This window comes from Microcoleus sp. PH2017_05_CCC_O_A, from assembly GCF_020738785.1.
GTDB lineage: Bacteria > Cyanobacteriota > Cyanobacteriia > Cyanobacteriales > Microcoleaceae > Microcoleus.
In genome coordinates this window covers 14,591-30,292 of sequence record NZ_JAEQCB010000006.1, presented here as the reverse complement: position 1 = coordinate 30,292, position 15,702 = coordinate 14,591, and the positions used below count along the sequence as shown (strand labels likewise).

15 protein-coding genes are annotated in these 15,702 nt (G+C 46.2%); 12 read left to right on the top strand and 3 right to left on the bottom strand.

Going from position 1 to position 15,702, the window contains the following annotated elements; all coding sequences use genetic code 11:
• Window positions 1–41: 41 nt before the first annotated feature.
• The gene (locus tag JGK20_RS01730; RefSeq protein WP_293217462.1) at window positions 42–911 is read left to right on the top strand and encodes a glycine betaine ABC transporter substrate-binding protein; all 870 of its coding nucleotides are present in this window, start codon (window positions 42–44) and stop codon (window positions 909–911) included.
• A 430-nt stretch (window positions 912–1,341) separates the two neighbouring features.
• Here the strand turns inward: JGK20_RS01730 and JGK20_RS01725 are convergent, their stop codons facing one another.
• Window positions 1,342–3,615: a bifunctional (p)ppGpp synthetase/guanosine-3',5'-bis(diphosphate) 3'-pyrophosphohydrolase gene (locus tag JGK20_RS01725; RefSeq protein ID WP_293175901.1), complete on the bottom strand. Its 2,274-nt coding sequence runs from the start codon at window positions 3,613–3,615 to the stop codon at window positions 1,342–1,344.
• A 345-nt stretch (window positions 3,616–3,960) separates the two neighbouring features.
• Window positions 3,961–4,086: a hypothetical protein gene (locus JGK20_RS01720; protein WP_293175899.1), complete on the bottom strand. Its 126-nt coding sequence runs from the start codon at window positions 4,084–4,086 to the stop codon at window positions 3,961–3,963.
• Between the two features lie 101 nt (window positions 4,087–4,187).
• Here JGK20_RS01720 and patD point away from each other — a divergent pair, with 101 nt between their 5' ends.
• The 8 genes from patD (at window position 4,188) to JGK20_RS01680 (ending at window position 11,442) form a co-directional block, all read left to right on the top strand.
• The gene (gene patD, locus JGK20_RS01715; protein ID WP_293189611.1) at window positions 4,188–4,586 is read left to right on the top strand and encodes a heterocyst frequency control protein PatD; all 399 of its coding nucleotides are present in this window, start codon (window positions 4,188–4,190) and stop codon (window positions 4,584–4,586) included.
• 92 nt (window positions 4,587–4,678) lie between these two features.
• Window positions 4,679–6,133 carry a transposase gene (locus JGK20_RS01710; protein ID WP_293189613.1) on the top strand — a complete coding sequence of 485 codons (1,455 nt, stop codon included), beginning with the start codon at window positions 4,679–4,681 and terminating at the stop codon, window positions 6,131–6,133.
• A gap of 50 nt (window positions 6,134–6,183) precedes the next feature.
• Window positions 6,184–6,768 (top strand): zf-TFIIB domain-containing protein, encoded by a 585-nt coding sequence (locus JGK20_RS01705; protein ID WP_293175894.1) that lies wholly within the window; start codon window positions 6,184–6,186, stop codon window positions 6,766–6,768.
• A 4-nt stretch (window positions 6,769–6,772) separates the two neighbouring features.
• Window positions 6,773–6,922, top strand: coding sequence for a hypothetical protein (locus JGK20_RS01700; protein WP_293229082.1), 150 nt, complete (start codon window positions 6,773–6,775; stop codon window positions 6,920–6,922).
• Between the two features lie 295 nt (window positions 6,923–7,217).
• Window positions 7,218–8,891 (top strand): ABC transporter ATP-binding protein, encoded by a 1,674-nt coding sequence (locus JGK20_RS01695; protein WP_293189617.1) that lies wholly within the window; start codon window positions 7,218–7,220, stop codon window positions 8,889–8,891.
• 125 nt (window positions 8,892–9,016) lie between these two features.
• On the top strand, window positions 9,017–10,090 hold the full coding sequence (locus tag JGK20_RS01690; RefSeq protein ID WP_293175888.1) for an RNA polymerase sigma factor, RpoD/SigA family: 1,074 nt from the start codon (window positions 9,017–9,019) through the stop codon (window positions 10,088–10,090).
• Between the two features lie 445 nt (window positions 10,091–10,535).
• The gene (locus JGK20_RS01685) at window positions 10,536–11,021 is read left to right on the top strand and encodes a GNAT family N-acetyltransferase (protein ID WP_293175886.1); all 486 of its coding nucleotides are present in this window, start codon (window positions 10,536–10,538) and stop codon (window positions 11,019–11,021) included.
• 214 nt (window positions 11,022–11,235) lie between these two features.
• The gene (locus JGK20_RS01680) at window positions 11,236–11,442 is read left to right on the top strand and encodes a glycogen debranching protein (RefSeq protein WP_293175884.1); all 207 of its coding nucleotides are present in this window, start codon (window positions 11,236–11,238) and stop codon (window positions 11,440–11,442) included.
• A 122-nt stretch (window positions 11,443–11,564) separates the two neighbouring features.
• On the opposite strand, the gene JGK20_RS01675 is transcribed toward JGK20_RS01680, so the two are convergent.
• Window positions 11,565–11,879: a hypothetical protein gene (locus JGK20_RS01675; RefSeq protein ID WP_293175882.1), complete on the bottom strand. Its 315-nt coding sequence runs from the start codon at window positions 11,877–11,879 to the stop codon at window positions 11,565–11,567.
• A 98-nt stretch (window positions 11,880–11,977) separates the two neighbouring features.
• Here JGK20_RS01675 and JGK20_RS01670 point away from each other — a divergent pair, with 98 nt between their 5' ends.
• The 3 genes from JGK20_RS01670 (at window position 11,978) to JGK20_RS01660 (ending at window position 15,671) form a co-directional block, all read left to right on the top strand.
• Entirely contained in the window at window positions 11,978–12,973 is a 996-nt protein-coding gene (locus tag JGK20_RS01670) for an AEC family transporter (RefSeq protein ID WP_293175880.1), read from the top strand.
• A gap of 221 nt (window positions 12,974–13,194) precedes the next feature.
• Entirely contained in the window at window positions 13,195–14,034 is an 840-nt protein-coding gene (locus tag JGK20_RS01665) for a Uma2 family endonuclease (RefSeq protein ID WP_293195943.1), read from the top strand.
• 146 nt (window positions 14,035–14,180) lie between these two features.
• Window positions 14,181–15,671, top strand: coding sequence for a hypothetical protein (locus tag JGK20_RS01660; RefSeq protein ID WP_293175876.1), 1,491 nt, complete (start codon window positions 14,181–14,183; stop codon window positions 15,669–15,671).
• The last annotated feature ends 31 nt before the right edge of the window (window positions 15,672–15,702 follow it).

Below are 15,702 nucleotides of genomic sequence, written 5' to 3'. Positions count from 1 at the left end.
CAAAAATCAATTTTTTATCTTCCTGTTTATCATTGCTTTGCTTGTTCGCAGTTACAAGCTGCAATTCGAGTTCTCAAAAACAAGTTGTTATTTGCTCAAAAGACTTTAGCGAACAAGTCATCCTTGCAGAAATTTTAGCACAGCACATCGAAGCCAAAACAGATATTAAAGTAGAACGCGAACTCAACCTCGGAGGCTCGCTTTGCCATCAATCCCTAACAGCAGGAAAAATTGACTTGTACGTCGAATATACGGGTACAGGTTTTACCAACATTCTCAAACAAAAGCCGATTTCTGACCCCAAAAAAGTCCTCGCCTACCTCAAACAAGAATATCCCAAACAGTTTAAAGCCGAATGGACTGAACCCCTGGGATTTAATAACGGTTTTGCGATTATTGTGCGGGGAGACGATGCCAAAAAACTTAACTTGCAAAATCTCTCGCAATTGGGTAAAGCTGCACCAAAATTGCGCGCTGGTTTCGGGCCGGAATTCAAAGATAGAGAAGATGGATTTCCCGGATTGGCTAAAACTTACGGGATTAAATTTGCGGAAGAACCGAAGGAGTTGCTGTTAGGATTGCTTTATCAAGCACTGCAACAAAAAGAAGTAGATGTGATTGCTGGAGGCACAACCGATGGTTTGATTCAAAGTTTGGGTTTGGTAGTGCTCAAAGATGATAAGAACTATTTCCCGCCCTATGAAGCTGTGCCGGTTGTGCGATCGCAAATTTTGGAAAAATATCCCGAATTGCGTCCAGTGCTCGCAGAGTTGGGCGGCAAAATCTCCGAGGAAGATATGCGCCAACTCAACTATCAAGTTGATGGGAAACAGCAGGATGCCGCACAATTAGCGCGGCAGTTTTTGCAGCAAAAATTGGGTGAGTCCAAGCCTGCAACTCCGGCGAAATAAAGGCACGAATTATGCAAAAAATGGTTGGATATCATGTCGAGCAAAATATCAACTATAGGTTTGTAGTGAGAACTTTAGTCCTTCTTTTTGCGGACTAAAGTCCTCACTACAAACCTACAATCGGGTGCGTCTCGAAGAAGACCGGGCGAATAGAATTCGCGTCTATACAAGCAAAACCTGCCTCCGCAGGTTGAAGAACGAACGGTTAAAATTATGTGATCTTCTTCAGAAGACCGGGCGAATAGAATTCGCGTCTATACAGACAAAACCTGCCTTCGCAGGTTGAAGAAGGAACGGTTAAAATTATGTGATCTTCTTCAGTCCGCGGAGGCGGACTTTGTTTGTGTGCCCGTAAACTCCGCGGTTTTAACCGCCGTCTTTCTTCATTTTTTCTAAACCTGGTTTCAACCGCCGTCTTTCTTAAGTTCCTTCACTCAGCTTCACTCAGCCTCCGCAAATTCAAAATATCGCTCATATTTTTAATCTGCATACAAGTCCGCTCGAACTGTTCTTTATCCTGGATATCCATGCACAAGTCAATTAATGCCGGCAATCCTGGATATGTTTTGACTTGAGCGCTGCGGACGTTCACTTTGTTGTCTTTTAAATGCGATAATACATCATTGAGAACTCCCACTCGATCGAGCGCTTCGACTTGAATGTTAACCGGATAAGTATTGGGGCGAGATTCATTGCGGTTGGTGGAATTCCAACTCACAGGAACTAATCTATCACCCGGTACACTCTCAACATTTGAACAGCCTTGTCGGTGAATCGAAATTCCTCGGATGCGAGTCACTACTCCAATAATTGATTCGCCGGGAATCGGACAGCAACAGCCGGCTAAATGATACAGCAATCCTTCTACACCTGCGATCGGCGATTTGCTCGGAGATGAACTCGGTACGGGTTTGGGTGCGGCTGATGCAGGTATTTGTACTGGCGATTCCTGGATTCCTGCGGGTGCAGCTTCTATTTTTTGCTGCACTTTGACTAAATCTCGCAGTCGGTTGACTACGAGATTTAGGGTGACTTCGCCGTAGCCCAAACCTGCGATTAAATCTTCGACGCTGTGGTAGTTGCAGCGCTGAGCTACTGATTGCATGGGTTCAGATTTCAGCAAGGATTCTAAGCCGTTTTTACCTAATTCTTTTTCCAGCAATTCCCGCCCGCGAGCGAGATTTTCATCTCGGTGCGATCGCTTTAACCACTGGCGAATTCGGTTTTTTGCTCCGTTTGTCTTGACAAAATTCAGCCAATCGGAGCTGGGATGGCCGTTTTTTTGATTCAAGATTTCTACAATATCACCGTTCTTTAAAACCTTGTCTAGTGTCACCATCCGCCCGTTGACTCTGGCGCCGGTGCAGCGATTGCCTATTTCTGTGTGAATGCGGTAAGCAAAATCTACGGGTGTTGACCCGCTATTGAGAGCAATTACGTCTCCGTTAGGAGTGAAAACGTAGATATCTTCGTCGAATAAGTTGTCTTTAATGCTTTGTAAATATTCGCGATCGTCTTTGAGATCGGTTTGCCATTCTAGCAGTTGTCGCAGCCAGGTAAATTTTTCGTCGTCGCCGGTTACTGTGGTATTGGAACCGCCGGTTTCTTTGTATTTCCAGTGGGCTGCTATGCCGTATTCGGCAATGTGGTGCATTGCTACGGTGCGAATTTGTACTTCGATGGGGCGGCCGCTGGTGCCGATGACTCCGGTGTGCAACGATTGATAGCGGTTGGCTTTTGGTAAACCAATATAGTCTTTGAAGCGGCCGGGAATCGGGCGGAATGAATCGTGGACGATCGCCAATGCGCGATAACAGTCATCATTGCTTTCTACTATGATCCGCACCGCAGCAATATCGTACACTTGGTTAAAGCCTTTTTGCCTGCGCTGCATCTTCCCATAAATCCCGTACAAATGTTTGGGACGGCCGCTGACTTCATAGCATTTAATGCCTAAATTGTCAAGCCTTTCTCGCAAACAATCTGTGACTTCTGCAAGTTGGGTTTCTCGATCGCCCCGCTTCACCGCCACCAAGTCCTGAATTTCGCGGTAAGCTTCCGGTTCCAGGTATTTAAAGGCTAAATCTTCCAATTCCCACTTAAAGCGCCCGATACCCAAACGGTTCGCCAGGGGAGCAAAAATCTCTCGGGTTTCTAGGGCAATGGTGCGCTGCTTTTCTTCGGACAAATGCTCCAAAGTCCTCATATTGTGCAGCCTATCTGCGAGTTTGACGACAATCACGCGAATATCTTTAGCCATTGCTAGGAACATTCGGCGGAAATTTTCGGCAAGGCGCTCTGTTTTGCTGGAAAAATTAAACTTAGAAAGCTTGGTGACTCCTTCGACTAACTGTCGCACTTCTGCCCCAAACCGCTGTTCTATTTCTTCGAGAGTAATATCTGTATCTTCCACAATGTCATGGAGGAAACCAGCAGCAATCATAGCGCTGTTTCCGCCCATATATCGGAGTATTCCAGCTACAGCTACGGGATGGCAAATATAAGGTTCTCCCGATTTGCGGTACTGTCCTTCGTGCAAGTCGCGGGCAAATTCAAAGGCCCGACAAATTAAGCCGTTGTCCGTCGTACAATTCGGATTTGGGGCTTCGTCAGGTTGCGATCGAGCATTCAGACATTCTTGCAGCCAGTCGGGAACTATGCAAGGATCGATCGCATTCGAGGGAGTCAGAGTGTTTGCGTTCATGGGGTACACCTTTAAAAATTAGAAATACAAATGGTTAAATGCCAGTTTTCGGTTGAATTGCCGAAATTATGTGTTTAGTTATACTAAACTAATTGAATGCCACAATTTGCAATTCAAAAAAATAGTCAATTTTTCTGTTAACTATACCTATCTAATTGCGAGTCGCCCCCCCTCGCAGGTAGGAAAATATAGTGACTCCACTGCCGCCACTGCGGTCGATCGATCGGGTAAAATGGGGATATTTTGGCGGTAGCAGTGGAGGTCAGTCGATTTGAGATTTGAGATTTGAGATTTGACTCGACAGATGAATCTGGAACTAGGGTCTAAAATTTGAAGATATCCACTCTAGCGAGCATTAGGACACTGTACCTGTTTTTGGTGGAGCGGGCGATCGGCATTTACAGGCAACGCTAAACTCAAAGCAGAAGCCAGAGCGATCGAGTCACGCCCCCAGTGATGAAATTTTCTCAAAAAACAGGGAATTGCTGCAAAAAGGCACGGCTTTCCTTCATCTGAGCCAACCTTAAGCAAGAATCTACTTTGATTATAAATATAAATTTGTTCACAAAATCATGATATTGTCCGAAGACCGCCGCCATTGCTACGAAGAATTACAGCAAGCACTCGAACAGCTACAAAGAACTGTTACACAGGATAAGGTCGATCGGGCAGCGCTGGCGATCGAATACAAAAAAGTGCAACAATTTTTCGGAAACCAAATTATGAGAGTCCCCAGCACTGAGTTAGACGCCTCAGAACCCCCCCCAGAACAGTCATATTTGACGGAAATTCACAAGCAACTGCGGTTATTGGGAACAGATGTCACGTTTTTGCAAGTAGCGAAGCAGCCAGCAACAGCATCCGCAAGGCAAACTGCGACGGCGGAGCGACTTAACACGCTAATTGGCTACTGCGGCGCGGTGCTCCAAAAAAATTCTGGTGCGCCCGGGCCCGTCGAGATGCAAAATTAATAACTGTTTTCGTATAGTAAACGATTTCTTGTAAATTCCTTGAAGATAGCGGTAGACATTGATAGTATGTAATCAATAAAAAACCACCGTGTATGACGAATTCCAATACATTGGATACGGACTCAACTTCACACGCAAAGAAATTCTTGCCTTTTTGGGACAAGTCATGTCAGGAGATATCGAGACAGTTGTGGTCGTCGATCGCTTTGATCTACTCGCGCCCAGGAGTTGACAGATCCATATTATCAAGTGGATCTGTCAACAGCAAAATTGCTAACTCCTGGTTCTGTGCCGAACAGACTTATCTCCCCAACCAGAAATGGTTGAAGATATCCTATGAATCATCCAGGCTGACGATTGCGGACTCTACTCCCAGCGTCAAGACAAATCTACTATCCAAAAAGATCAGAGTCTACCCGGAAACAAAACTAGCTCAGAAATGGCGGACATGGATAGCCGCAAGCAGATGGTGTTACAATCAAGCAATTGCCATTCTCAAAAATGAAAAAATCGGTAAATATGAATTGCGTAAACGCATCATGGATTCAGCACCTGAATGGGTGTCTCAACAGCCATACAACCCGCGTCAACTAGCAGTATTTCAAGCCTGCGAAGCACACAAAGCAGCTTGTAAATCCCAAGGTACAGCCAAGTTTAGAAGTTGTCAAGAACCAACTCAAACTATTAGGTTTCAAACAGCGAACTGGAAATCAAACACATTCTATCCGCGCGAAACCAAAGGCTTGTCTTTTAAAGCGTCTGAAGCAATAGTGGAGGTAATGCAACACGAACCAACCCTTAGTATTATCAACGATCAATGGTTTATCTGCTATGCGGTTGACACTGTTGCACCGCCTCCGACTCAATCCGAATTAGCGATTGCCTTAGACCCGGGAATCAGAACATTTATGACAGGATTTGACGGTCATAATATACTGAAATTAGGCAAAAGTGATATCGGTCGCATTTATCGGTTAGCCAGACATTTAGACAAGTTAATGTCTCGGCTCGGAAAAAGCAAAGGTAGTCAGTTTAAGCGGCTGCGGTATCGATTGAGAAAAGTAGCAGCAAGGATTCGTGTTAAGATTAAGAACTTAGTTTCGGAATTGCACAATAAGGCGGCTAATTACCTAGTTAGCAAGTATAAGTTAATTTTCTTGCCAACATTTGAAACGCAGCAAATGGTAAAAAAGGGTAAGCGAAAACTTGCCACGAAGACAGCTAGAGCGATGGTGACTTTGAGTCATTATCGTTTTAAACAAACGTTGAAGCATCAAGCATCCAAGTACGGTTGTGTTGTAGTAGACGTGACAGAAGAGTACACCAGTAAGACTTGTTCAAAATGCGGTCATATCCATAGCAAGTTGGGCGGCTTAAAAACGTTTAAATGTCCCGAATGCGGACACACTCTGGACAGGGATTTAAACGGCGCTTTCAATATTCTGTTGAAAGCTTTGAGGGATACCTCCATGTCTGGTAAGCTGCAAGCTTTCCAGATTATGCCATACACAGTAGATTTGGGTGGATTCCTAGATTTACCGGGTTAAATGTATCTGAATTAACAGGGAATATAGATAAGGCAAGGAGAAATAAAGCGGTGGAATGTCCAAAATGCAAGCATCCCAACTTAGACGGTGGCACCTTAGCCGGCAGTATGTCGGTGCAGTGGTGTCCCAACTGTTACGGTATCTGGATTCCGGGCAAAGAATACGAAGCTTGGCAGAAAGAACACAGCCTCTGGTACAACAAATCCGAGAAGCCTCAGCCGACTGGCACTCTCGGCATAGAATTCACGCCGTCTCCCTACGACAGCAAAGCAGCACTGTGTCCCGAAGACGGTCACTATCTGTCGCGGGCAAAGGTTCCGTTTAGCAGAGTGCCCTTTTACATAGAGCGCTGTATGCTGTGCGGAGGAATTTGGTGCGATAACGGCGAGTGGGATATTCTCGAAAGTCTGGGATTCCACACCGAGATTGACAAGATGTTTTCTCCCAACTGGCAAGCTAAGGCCCGCGTGCAAGAACTCGCTGCTCGGGAACGTCAGGTGCTGACTGAGAAGCTGGGCCCGGATATCGCCGGATATGTGTTGGAACTAGCGGAAGTTTTAGCAGACCATCCCCATGCTGATTGTGCGGCTACTTACATATTGCGGAGAGCTGAGTTGAAACGAAAGGAAATTTAGTCAGTTGGCAGTTGGCAGCAGTTGGCAGTTGGCAGTTGGCAGTTGGCAGTTGGCAGTTGGCAGTTGGCAGTTGGCAGTTGGCAGTTGGCAGTTGGCAGTTGGCAGTTGGCAGTTGGCTGTGGTCATTAGTTATCAAATACTGACTAACAACTGACAACTAACTGACAACTAATAATTAACTGCTATCATGTCTGGTCGATTGTCATTAATAAAATTGTTTGTAGTAAGGATGAAATTTATCCCGTCACCCCGATTGATGACTCGCCGTCCTCACTACGAACGATTTAGGATTATATGACGGGACATGATATGACCAATAACCAATAACTAACAACTAATAACTAACAACTAATAATTAACAACCAATAACCAATAACCAATAACCAATAACCAATAACCAATAACCAATAACCAATAACCAATAACTAAGGACTAAGGACTAAGGACTAATGACTAATGACTCTTCTCTATTTTCGGTTGAAAATCTGCGAGTAGCTTATCCTCAGCGGCGGGGCCAATCCGGTTGGGCCGTTGATGGGGTTTCCCTGGCGTTGGAACCGGGGGAAAAACTGGGATTAGTTGGGGAGTCTGGGTGCGGTAAGTCAACTTTGGGTAGGGCGGCGATGCGGTTGCTGCCGGATTCGACTTTGGTTGAGGGGCGGGTTGGTTTTGGTGGAGAGTCGGTGTTTGAGATGAATGCTTCGCGGCTCAGACGCTTTCGGGGCGAAGCTGTGGCATTGATTTTTCAAGATCCGATGACTCGTCTCGATCCTTTGATGACTGTTGGGGAACACTGCATTGAGACTTTGCAGGCTCACAGACCGAATTTGAATCGCAAGGAAGCTAAGAAACGGGCGATCGAGATTTTGGATGCTGTGAAAATTCCGGCGTCTCGCTGGTCGCAATTTCCCCACGAATTTAGCGGTGGAATGCGCCAAAGAGTGGCAATTGCTTTGGCTCTTTTGCTCGATCCTAAATTAATTGTGGCGGATGAACCGACGACGAGTTTGGATGTAACTGTCGCTGCTCAGATTTTGCAGGAGTTAACCCGACTTTGCGCTTCAAGAGGAACGGCGATTTTATTGATTTCTCACGATTTGGCGATGGTGGCTGAGTATTGCGATCGCATTGCGGTGATGTACGGCGGCAAAGTCGTGGAAACGGGGCCAGTGCTGGATGTTTTTGAACGGCCGCAACACGAATATACTCGATCGCTCCTGAAAGCAGCTTTGCACATTCAAGCTGATTCGGGTAAAGGGTTAACATCGGAGGAAAGAAGGACTGAAGTCCTCACTACAAACTTAACAAATTCACCTCTGTTGACTGTGACGAATTTACAGCAGCACTACAGTTTAGAAAGCAATTTATTAGACCAGTTATTTTCGAGGAACCGCCAGGTAATTAAAGCCGTAGACGGCGTTAGTTTAGAGCTGGAGCGGGGAGAAATCCTCGGGCTTGTAGGGGAGTCCGGCTGCGGCAAAAGTACGTTATCGCGCACAATTTTGCGACTGATTCCCCCGACAGGTGGGAAAGTGGAATTTCAAGGCATAGATATCACTGCCTTGAGCCGCGATGCTGTCAGGAAACACCGCCGCCAAATGCAAATGGTATTTCAAGATCCTCACGCTTGCTTGAATCCAATGATGACTGTCGGGCAAAGTATTGCCGATCCTTTGTTGATTCACAAATTAGCTAATGGAGAGGAAGCTAAAAAACAAGTAATCCAAATGTTAGAGCGGGTGGGTTTGACTCCTGGGGAGGATTTCTTTCGCCGCTATCCGGGGGAACTGTCGGGGGGACAACAGCAGCGGGTTTCCATCGCCAGAGCTTTGATTACTCGGCCGCAACTGATTATTTGCGACGAACCTGTGAGTATGCTGGATGCTAGCGTACAGACTCAAGTATTAGAGCTGATGTTGGAGTTGAAGCAGGAATTTAATTTGACTTATCTGTTTATTACCCACGATTTGTGGGTGGCGAGATTTTTTTGCGATCGCATTGCGGTAATGAATTCGGGAAAAATTGTGGAAATCGGGAAAACTAGGGATATTTTTACTAATCCGCAGCACCCTTATACTCAGGAGTTATTGCAGGCTGCTCCTTTACTGGCTCGAACTCAATAAAAATGTATAAAATTAGCGCAATCAGATATTAGTCAGCAACTTCTATATGGATTTCGGAAATTTCTGATTAAATTCGTTACAGTGAAGGGATACTTTTCAAATCATCCCACGGACACCAAGCAAATATGGCAAAATCTGACTTAGGCAGTTTTGCGGTGGCATCCGAAGCCTCACTCGAAATCGCAGAGGATGAGGACACCGAGATCGATCGTCCGACGGTAAGTAGATCGTCAGCATACAACAGTTGGTCTGCCGACGATCCCGTGGGAGCTTTGTTCAAAGAAATGGCTCGCTATCCCCTACTGACTGCCACCGAAGAGGTAGAGTTGGCGCGCCGCGTTCAAGAATTGGTAGCCCTTCAGGAACTAGAAGAGCGTTTAAAGCAGGAATTGGACAGAGTGCCCACAAAAGCTGAACTAGCCACGGCTTTGGGGGTGAGCGAAACTCAACTGCAACAGATCCGCTACCAGTGTCAGTCGGCGAAACGGAAAATGATCAGCTCTAATTTGCGCTTGGTGGTTTCGATTGCCAAACGCTATCTCAACCGGGGCGTGCCTTTTCTTGATTTAATTCAGGAAGGATCTTTGGGTTTGAACCGAGCCGCCGAAAAGTTCGATCCTGAGAAGGGTTATAAATTTTCTACCTATGCCTATTGGTGGATTCGCCAAGGAATTACCCGCACAATTGCCAATCAAGGGCGGACAATTCGGTTGCCGGTTCACATTGTCGAACAGTTAAATAAACTCAAAAGAGTTTATCGGGATTTGAGGCGTTCTCTTCAACGCAATCCCACTGAACTTGAACTTGCTAAAGAAATGGAAGTTACTTCCGAACAGCTTCGTTACCTCCAGCAAGTGCGCCGCCAATCTTTGTCTCTCAACCACCGCATCGGCACGGAAGAAAGTTCGGAACTTTTGGATGTTATTGAAGATAATGCAACGCAATCTCCCGAAGCTCAGATGAATGAGATGATGATGCGCCAAGATATTTTGGAGGTGTTGGATAATATTTTGACTGAGCGGGAAAAAGAGATTGTTGCTATGCGTTACGGTTTGATAACTGGCGAACCTTACACTTTAGAAGAAGTCAGTAGTTTGTTCAATCTGTCCCGCGAACGAGTCCGTCAAATTCAAAATAAGGCTATGCGAAAGCTGCGCCGCCCTCAGGTGACGGAACGGTTGAAGGGCTGGTTGAAATAAGCTTCAAAACATTGAGTTTGCATTGTGAAAAGTCTTAAATATTGGACGGCGAATGAAATTCGCGTCTATACAAACAAAACCCGCGGAGGCGGGTTTAATTGGTTTAACTGGTTCCAAGGCAGGGGAGCATCTTATTTTTGTAAAAAGCATTTTTTTCTTATAGTGCGATCGCCCCCGCTCGCGTATCGTATAATACGCGATCGCCCCCGCTCGCGTATCGTATAATACGCGATCGCCCCCGCTCGCACTATTAAATGCAAAACTGAGATCCTCCCCCAAGGCAGAGCCTTGGAACAGATATTCAGAGGCTCTGCCTCGGCTGGGAAAAAAGGAGGCAGAGCCTCCAGATCTGCGTTACTAGGCAGGAGCCTGGTAACGAGTAGAATTAAAAATATCTTGATGTGGTATTTTAAATTGTTGATTGTCGCTTACTACTGATTGATTTATGTCTGATGAGGTGATTTTGCGTCCAGCTACCCGCGCCGATGTGCCGGTGCTGTTTGATTTGATTAAGGCTTTAGCTGAGTACGAAAAGTTATCTGATGCGGTAACAGGTAATGCGGTAGATTTGGAAAATCATTTGTTTGCCGATCGCCCTTTTGCTGAAGCGATTCTAGCAGAATCCGAAGGTCGGATTGTCGGCTGGGCGCTATTTTTTTACAATTATTCTACTTTTTTGACTCAGCCGGGGATTTATTTGGAGGATTTGTTTGTGATCCCTGAGTTTCGCGGGCGGGGAATTGGCAAGTCTTTGATTGTTTATTTGGCGCGGTTGACGGTGGAAAGGGGCTGCGGGCGCTTGGAGTGGAGTGTGCTTGATTGGAATGAATTGGCGATCGGATTTTACAAGGGTATCGGTGCTGATGTGATGCCCGACTGGCGGATTTGCCGGGTGGCGGGGGAGTCTTTGGCGAGTTTGGCCTCGAAGTGATTTTATCAGTTGGCGATCGCACTGGGACTCTCAAAAACGACTCTCAGAAACCGGGCTTTTTGCTGAATCTGCCGTCTGTAACCCGTCTTTTCCCGAAAAACCCGGTTTCTGGGCACCTCGTGGGTCAATTTTGGGTTGGGTAAATCCTAGTAAATAATTGGCAAAAATATAGGAAAATTTAAGTGACAGTAGATTTTGACTGAGAGAGTAGATCGTGATTATTTGGGTAAACGAGCAAATCGATCCGTCGGGTATTCTTTATGCTTGCATTGCTTGTGGCGATGAGACTCAAGCCAAGCAATGCCACGAATCTTTTGAGCAGAATTTGACGGCAGAGCAAAAACAGCAGGGCTGGGTTGCTACATTGCGAACAGTTACTTCTTGGGATGAGGTGCCTGTTAATTCTTTGAAATTGAATTGATGAGGGCAAGTTAGTCGATTTTAGATTTTAGATTTTAGATTTTAGATTGACTCCACAGATGCAATTTGGGAGTTTGAACTTTCGTCTAAAATTTTGATCGATACCCTCCGTCGTGTTGGCGCTTAATATGCGTTTTTGGTTGACTTATCAGCAGATTTAGTCTCGCTGTATTGAGGTGCGATCGCAACTGCCGGAAAACACAGCATATAATTTCGGAAAATGCCAGATAACTCGTTAGCAGAGCCTTCTAAGACGATCGCACTTTTGTAAAATTCAAACAAATCTGGTGAAAGTGTATCTGAAAGTACAATGCTGCAATCGTTGATGTCTGATACTCTCAAAATTGTGTCCTCCTGGCTGCGGGAATTTGGGCGGGAAATTGCGGGGGCGCAGTTCCCCGGCGGGAGGGTGAAACAGCCTGCATCCTGCGATCCCATAGCTGCAAGTTCCGCTAACGACAAATCGCATTTTTCAAACTGGTTTTAGCCTTACTATTAGTCAATAGAGGCATTTCAAATTGTCAAGTTAAGTTTTTATGATTGAGACATTATTTCACGCTTATACGCCTCTAGTGATCTGGACTGGGTTGGGACTGCTGGTATTTCGGTACATCCCAGTTGATTTTCCTAAGCTGCTGAGCCGCTTTCTGTTCTGGATTGGGATACCCCTGCAAATTGCAGTTTTAGCCCGTCAGAGCGATTTTTCCGGTGCTGTCGGATTCACACCGGCGATCGCCATATTCGTATTATTTGTCAGTACGAGTTTAGCTTGGTTGACTTGGGTATTATTACGGCGGCTGAGCACCCGCCACGTCAAAAAGCCATATTTTGACGGCAAACATTCTGTAGTTAATTTATTTCTATTAAATATAAATTCCCTGACGCGATCGAGCCAAGGCAGTTTTATCCTAGCTGCGATGTTAGGGAATACCGGCTTTGTCGGATTAGCAATCACCCCCGCGATCATCAGCAGCGATAACAACAACTGGGCCGTCTTGTACAGCGTCACCAACAACGTGATGGGAAGCTACGGATTTGGTGTATTTCTTGCTAGCTATTTCGGGCATTCCGATGGAAAAAATCACTGGTGGATTCAGCTTCGGGACGTGCTAACAGTTCCCGCCCTGTGGGCATTTATCATTGGTTTTTTTACCAGAAGTGTCCCCCTGCCTGAGACTGTAGAATCGGGATTGCAGACGGCAGTTTTAGGGGTAATTGCTAGTGCTTTGGTGTTGGTTGGTATCCGGCTGAGAGCTATTAAAACATGGCAAAGTTTTGAACTAGCGTTAATCCCGTCGCTGTTAAAAGTGGTAATTGTGCCGGTACTGATCGGATTGGGTGCTAGTTTTTTCGGATTGAGCGGCGATCCGAGGTTGGTTTTGGTGTTGATGTCGGGAACGCCCACGGCTCTTTCGGTGCTAATTTTAGCAGAAATATATGAACTCGATCGCGATTTGTTAGCTAGCAGTATCGCCCTCACTTCTGTCGGTTTGCTGTTGATGCTTCCGCTGTGGTTGGCTTGCTTTATTTGATATTAACTGAGTTGGCTGTTGACTGTTGACTGTTGACTGTTGCTCGAAGGAAGAGGGAAGAAGGAAAAATAGTCCTTGATGCACATAATCTGTCTGTAGGGTGTGCAGCGTGCAATTTTACCATGACAATAGCTGGCGGTTGCTAATATTAGCTGAATTGTCAAATTAGATGACTCTAAAATTTCGGATTACAATTGACAATAAATGCACGGGAAACGACGATGAACGAGACAATAACTGCTACAGGTTTGCCTCCTGCATTCCCCGATCATACCCAACTGCCAGAGGAAGACGGTACATTTGTGAAGAATTTTCAGGAGCATCCGCAGAGTATCATTCTGACAGATTCGATCGCGTCGGTGGTAGAGCGGCTGCATCCAGACGGACAATATGCGATCGGGCAAGATTGCGGAATTTACTGGCGAGAAACTGACCCGCCAGAGCGAGGCGCAGAAGCACCGGATTGGTTTTATGTGCCCAACGTACCGCCAACAATCGACGGTTATCGCCGTTCTTATGTACTTTGGCGGGAACACATGGCTCCGTTCATTGCTTTAGAGTTTGCTAGCGGGAATGGAGATGAAGAGCGCGATCGCACTCCGCTAGCTGTAGCCGCTGACGGTACTACAACTAAACCGGGTAAGTTTTGGGTTTACGAAAGAATTATCCGCATTCCTTACTACGGCATTTATGAAATTAAAACGGGCAATTTAGAAGTCTATCACCTGATAGATTTTGTCTATCGCAGGATCGAGCCAAACGAACGCGGTCACTATCCCATTCCTGTATTAGATGTAGAATTGGGACTTTGGCAGGGAAGTTATCAAAATCAAGAAATGCTTTGGCTGCGGTGGTGGGATTCCCAGGGTAATTTGCTGTTAATTGGCTCCGAACAAGTTGAAATTGAGCGGGCTAGAGTCGAGCAAGAACGGCAAAGAGCCGAACAAGCAGAGCGAAAAGCCCAACAAGCAGAGCGAAAAGCCGAACAAGCGGAGCGAAAAGCCGCCCAGTTAGCCGATCGACTGCGAGCAATGGGCATCGATCCGGATGCTGAGGATTGAGATCGAATCTGATGGCCTCGGAGTTATACTGAGCGTGCGATCGCCCGCTTCCAGTACCGAAAAAATTTGAATTGGTTTTACCGGGACTGAGGAACAGACAGCAAAGCGAACAGAAACAGCCAACAATCCTATCTATCTATTCCCCGATGACAAACTCAGTTTTGATCGATCGTTTAGGTAACTGGAACCCGCAACTGCTGCGGGAACTTCGCGGTAGACTCAAACCCCACACAGTCATTGCAGCGGTCTCATTTTCGGTCATCTTCCAAATTATTTTACTGCTGATTGCCTCGCCAAATTCCCGCCTCTTTTCAGACGGCTGGCTGGACTTGTGGCAAATCATCACTTGGATGCTGCCCTATGTAACATTTACCCTCGGAAGTTATTGGATAGTCAACGACATCGGACAGGAACAGAAACGGGGAACTCTGAATTTTATTCGGCTGAGTCCGTGTCCGGCGTGGCAGATTCTGCTGGGTAAAATGCTGGGCGTTCCCGTACTGCTGTATATTTTCCTAGGGCTGATGGTTCCCCTGCACTGCTTGGCCGGCTTGCAAGCGGGGATTTCGCTGCCCCTGATTGCCAGCGTCTATCTGATGCTCGCACTTGGATGCGCTATATGCTACAGCGTAGTGATGCTCTGCGGGCTGGTAAGTGAAACACAGAGAACAGGGAACCCACCACAGGCAACAGCCTTTGGAGTTGGGGCGATCGCCTGTTGCGCGATCGCCCCATTGTACATGAGCTGGAACACCGCCATCACATGGCGGCCGCTGTTGGCGAATTCAGAAATATTCGGATACCCACATCCTGTTGTTTCGTGGTTTTTGCTCCCGATTAACAACATAGGTGTGGTGTCTCATACTTTTAGTTTAGTGGTGTTAGGCACTACTGCGTTTTTGCTGTGGCGAATATTGTTGCGGAATTTCAACAAACCTCGATCGACTGCGATCGGCAAACGGCAAAGTTATGCCATTTTAGCTGGTGTAGAAGTTCTCGCTCTAGGCTTTTTCCTACCCACAAGCGTGGTGGATGAGCAGAACGCCACCTTGGCAGCTATCTCGATGTACGTTTTGACCGTTATGCTGCTGCTGGTTTTAATGCTTGCTATCTGCCCTCAACGCCAAGCTTTATTAGAGTGGGTACGCTATGATTCTCCCGGCTGGCAAAGCTTAATTTGGTCGGATCGAAGCCCTCTGTTAGTGGCTGTTATTATCCATCTAATCGTAGCAAGTGCGCTGTTAGTACCTTGGCTATTTTGGATAGGTATCGGCACTAAAAAACTTGTAGAAACAGGTCTTTTAGTTCTGTGTACGACAAATACGATCTTAATATCCGCCACCTTCGTGCAACAAGTTTGTGCGACGAAAGTTCGCAATCCAATGGGATGGGCGAGCTGTGGATTCAGCATTTGGTTGCTCCTTGCTCCCGGAATGCTCCTATATTGGGAACTCATCCCCGATCGCATTCCTGCAACCGCCGCACTTTGGACGCTATTCGGCTATGGGTTTTGGCAGTTCTACAAACCAACAGCAATACCTTTTGTGGGATTGGGAATTCTTGCTCAATGGCTGTTTCTAGCATTTCTGCTGAGGAGATTTCAGAAAACTATGCAGAAATTAAAAGTAGGAACTTAGTACGATTTTAGATTTGGGATTGGGAACGATC

Bases quoted from the DNA above. Each gene is read 5' to 3' on its own strand.
- JGK20_RS01725 (WP_293175901.1), bottom strand. From the start codon at position 3,615: ATGAACGCAAACACTCTGACTCCCTCGAATGCGATCGATCCTTGCATA.
- patD (WP_293189611.1), top strand. From the start codon at position 4,188: ATGATATTGTCCGAAGACCGCCGCCATTGCTACGAAGAATTACAGCAA.
- JGK20_RS01710 (WP_293189613.1), top strand. From the start codon at position 4,679: ATGACGAATTCCAATACATTGGATACGGACTCAACTTCACACGCAAAG.
- JGK20_RS01695 (WP_293189617.1), top strand. From the start codon at position 7,218: ATGACTAATGACTCTTCTCTATTTTCGGTTGAAAATCTGCGAGTAGCT.
- JGK20_RS01690 (WP_293175888.1), top strand. From the start codon at position 9,017: ATGGCAAAATCTGACTTAGGCAGTTTTGCGGTGGCATCCGAAGCCTCA.
- JGK20_RS01685 (WP_293175886.1), top strand. From the start codon at position 10,536: ATGTCTGATGAGGTGATTTTGCGTCCAGCTACCCGCGCCGATGTGCCG.
- JGK20_RS01675 (WP_293175882.1), bottom strand. From the start codon at position 11,879: ATGGGATCGCAGGATGCAGGCTGTTTCACCCTCCCGCCGGGGAACTGC.
- JGK20_RS01670 (WP_293175880.1), top strand. From the start codon at position 11,978: ATGATTGAGACATTATTTCACGCTTATACGCCTCTAGTGATCTGGACT.
- JGK20_RS01665 (WP_293195943.1), top strand. From the start codon at position 13,195: ATGAACGAGACAATAACTGCTACAGGTTTGCCTCCTGCATTCCCCGAT.
- JGK20_RS01660 (WP_293175876.1), top strand. From the start codon at position 14,181: ATGACAAACTCAGTTTTGATCGATCGTTTAGGTAACTGGAACCCGCAA.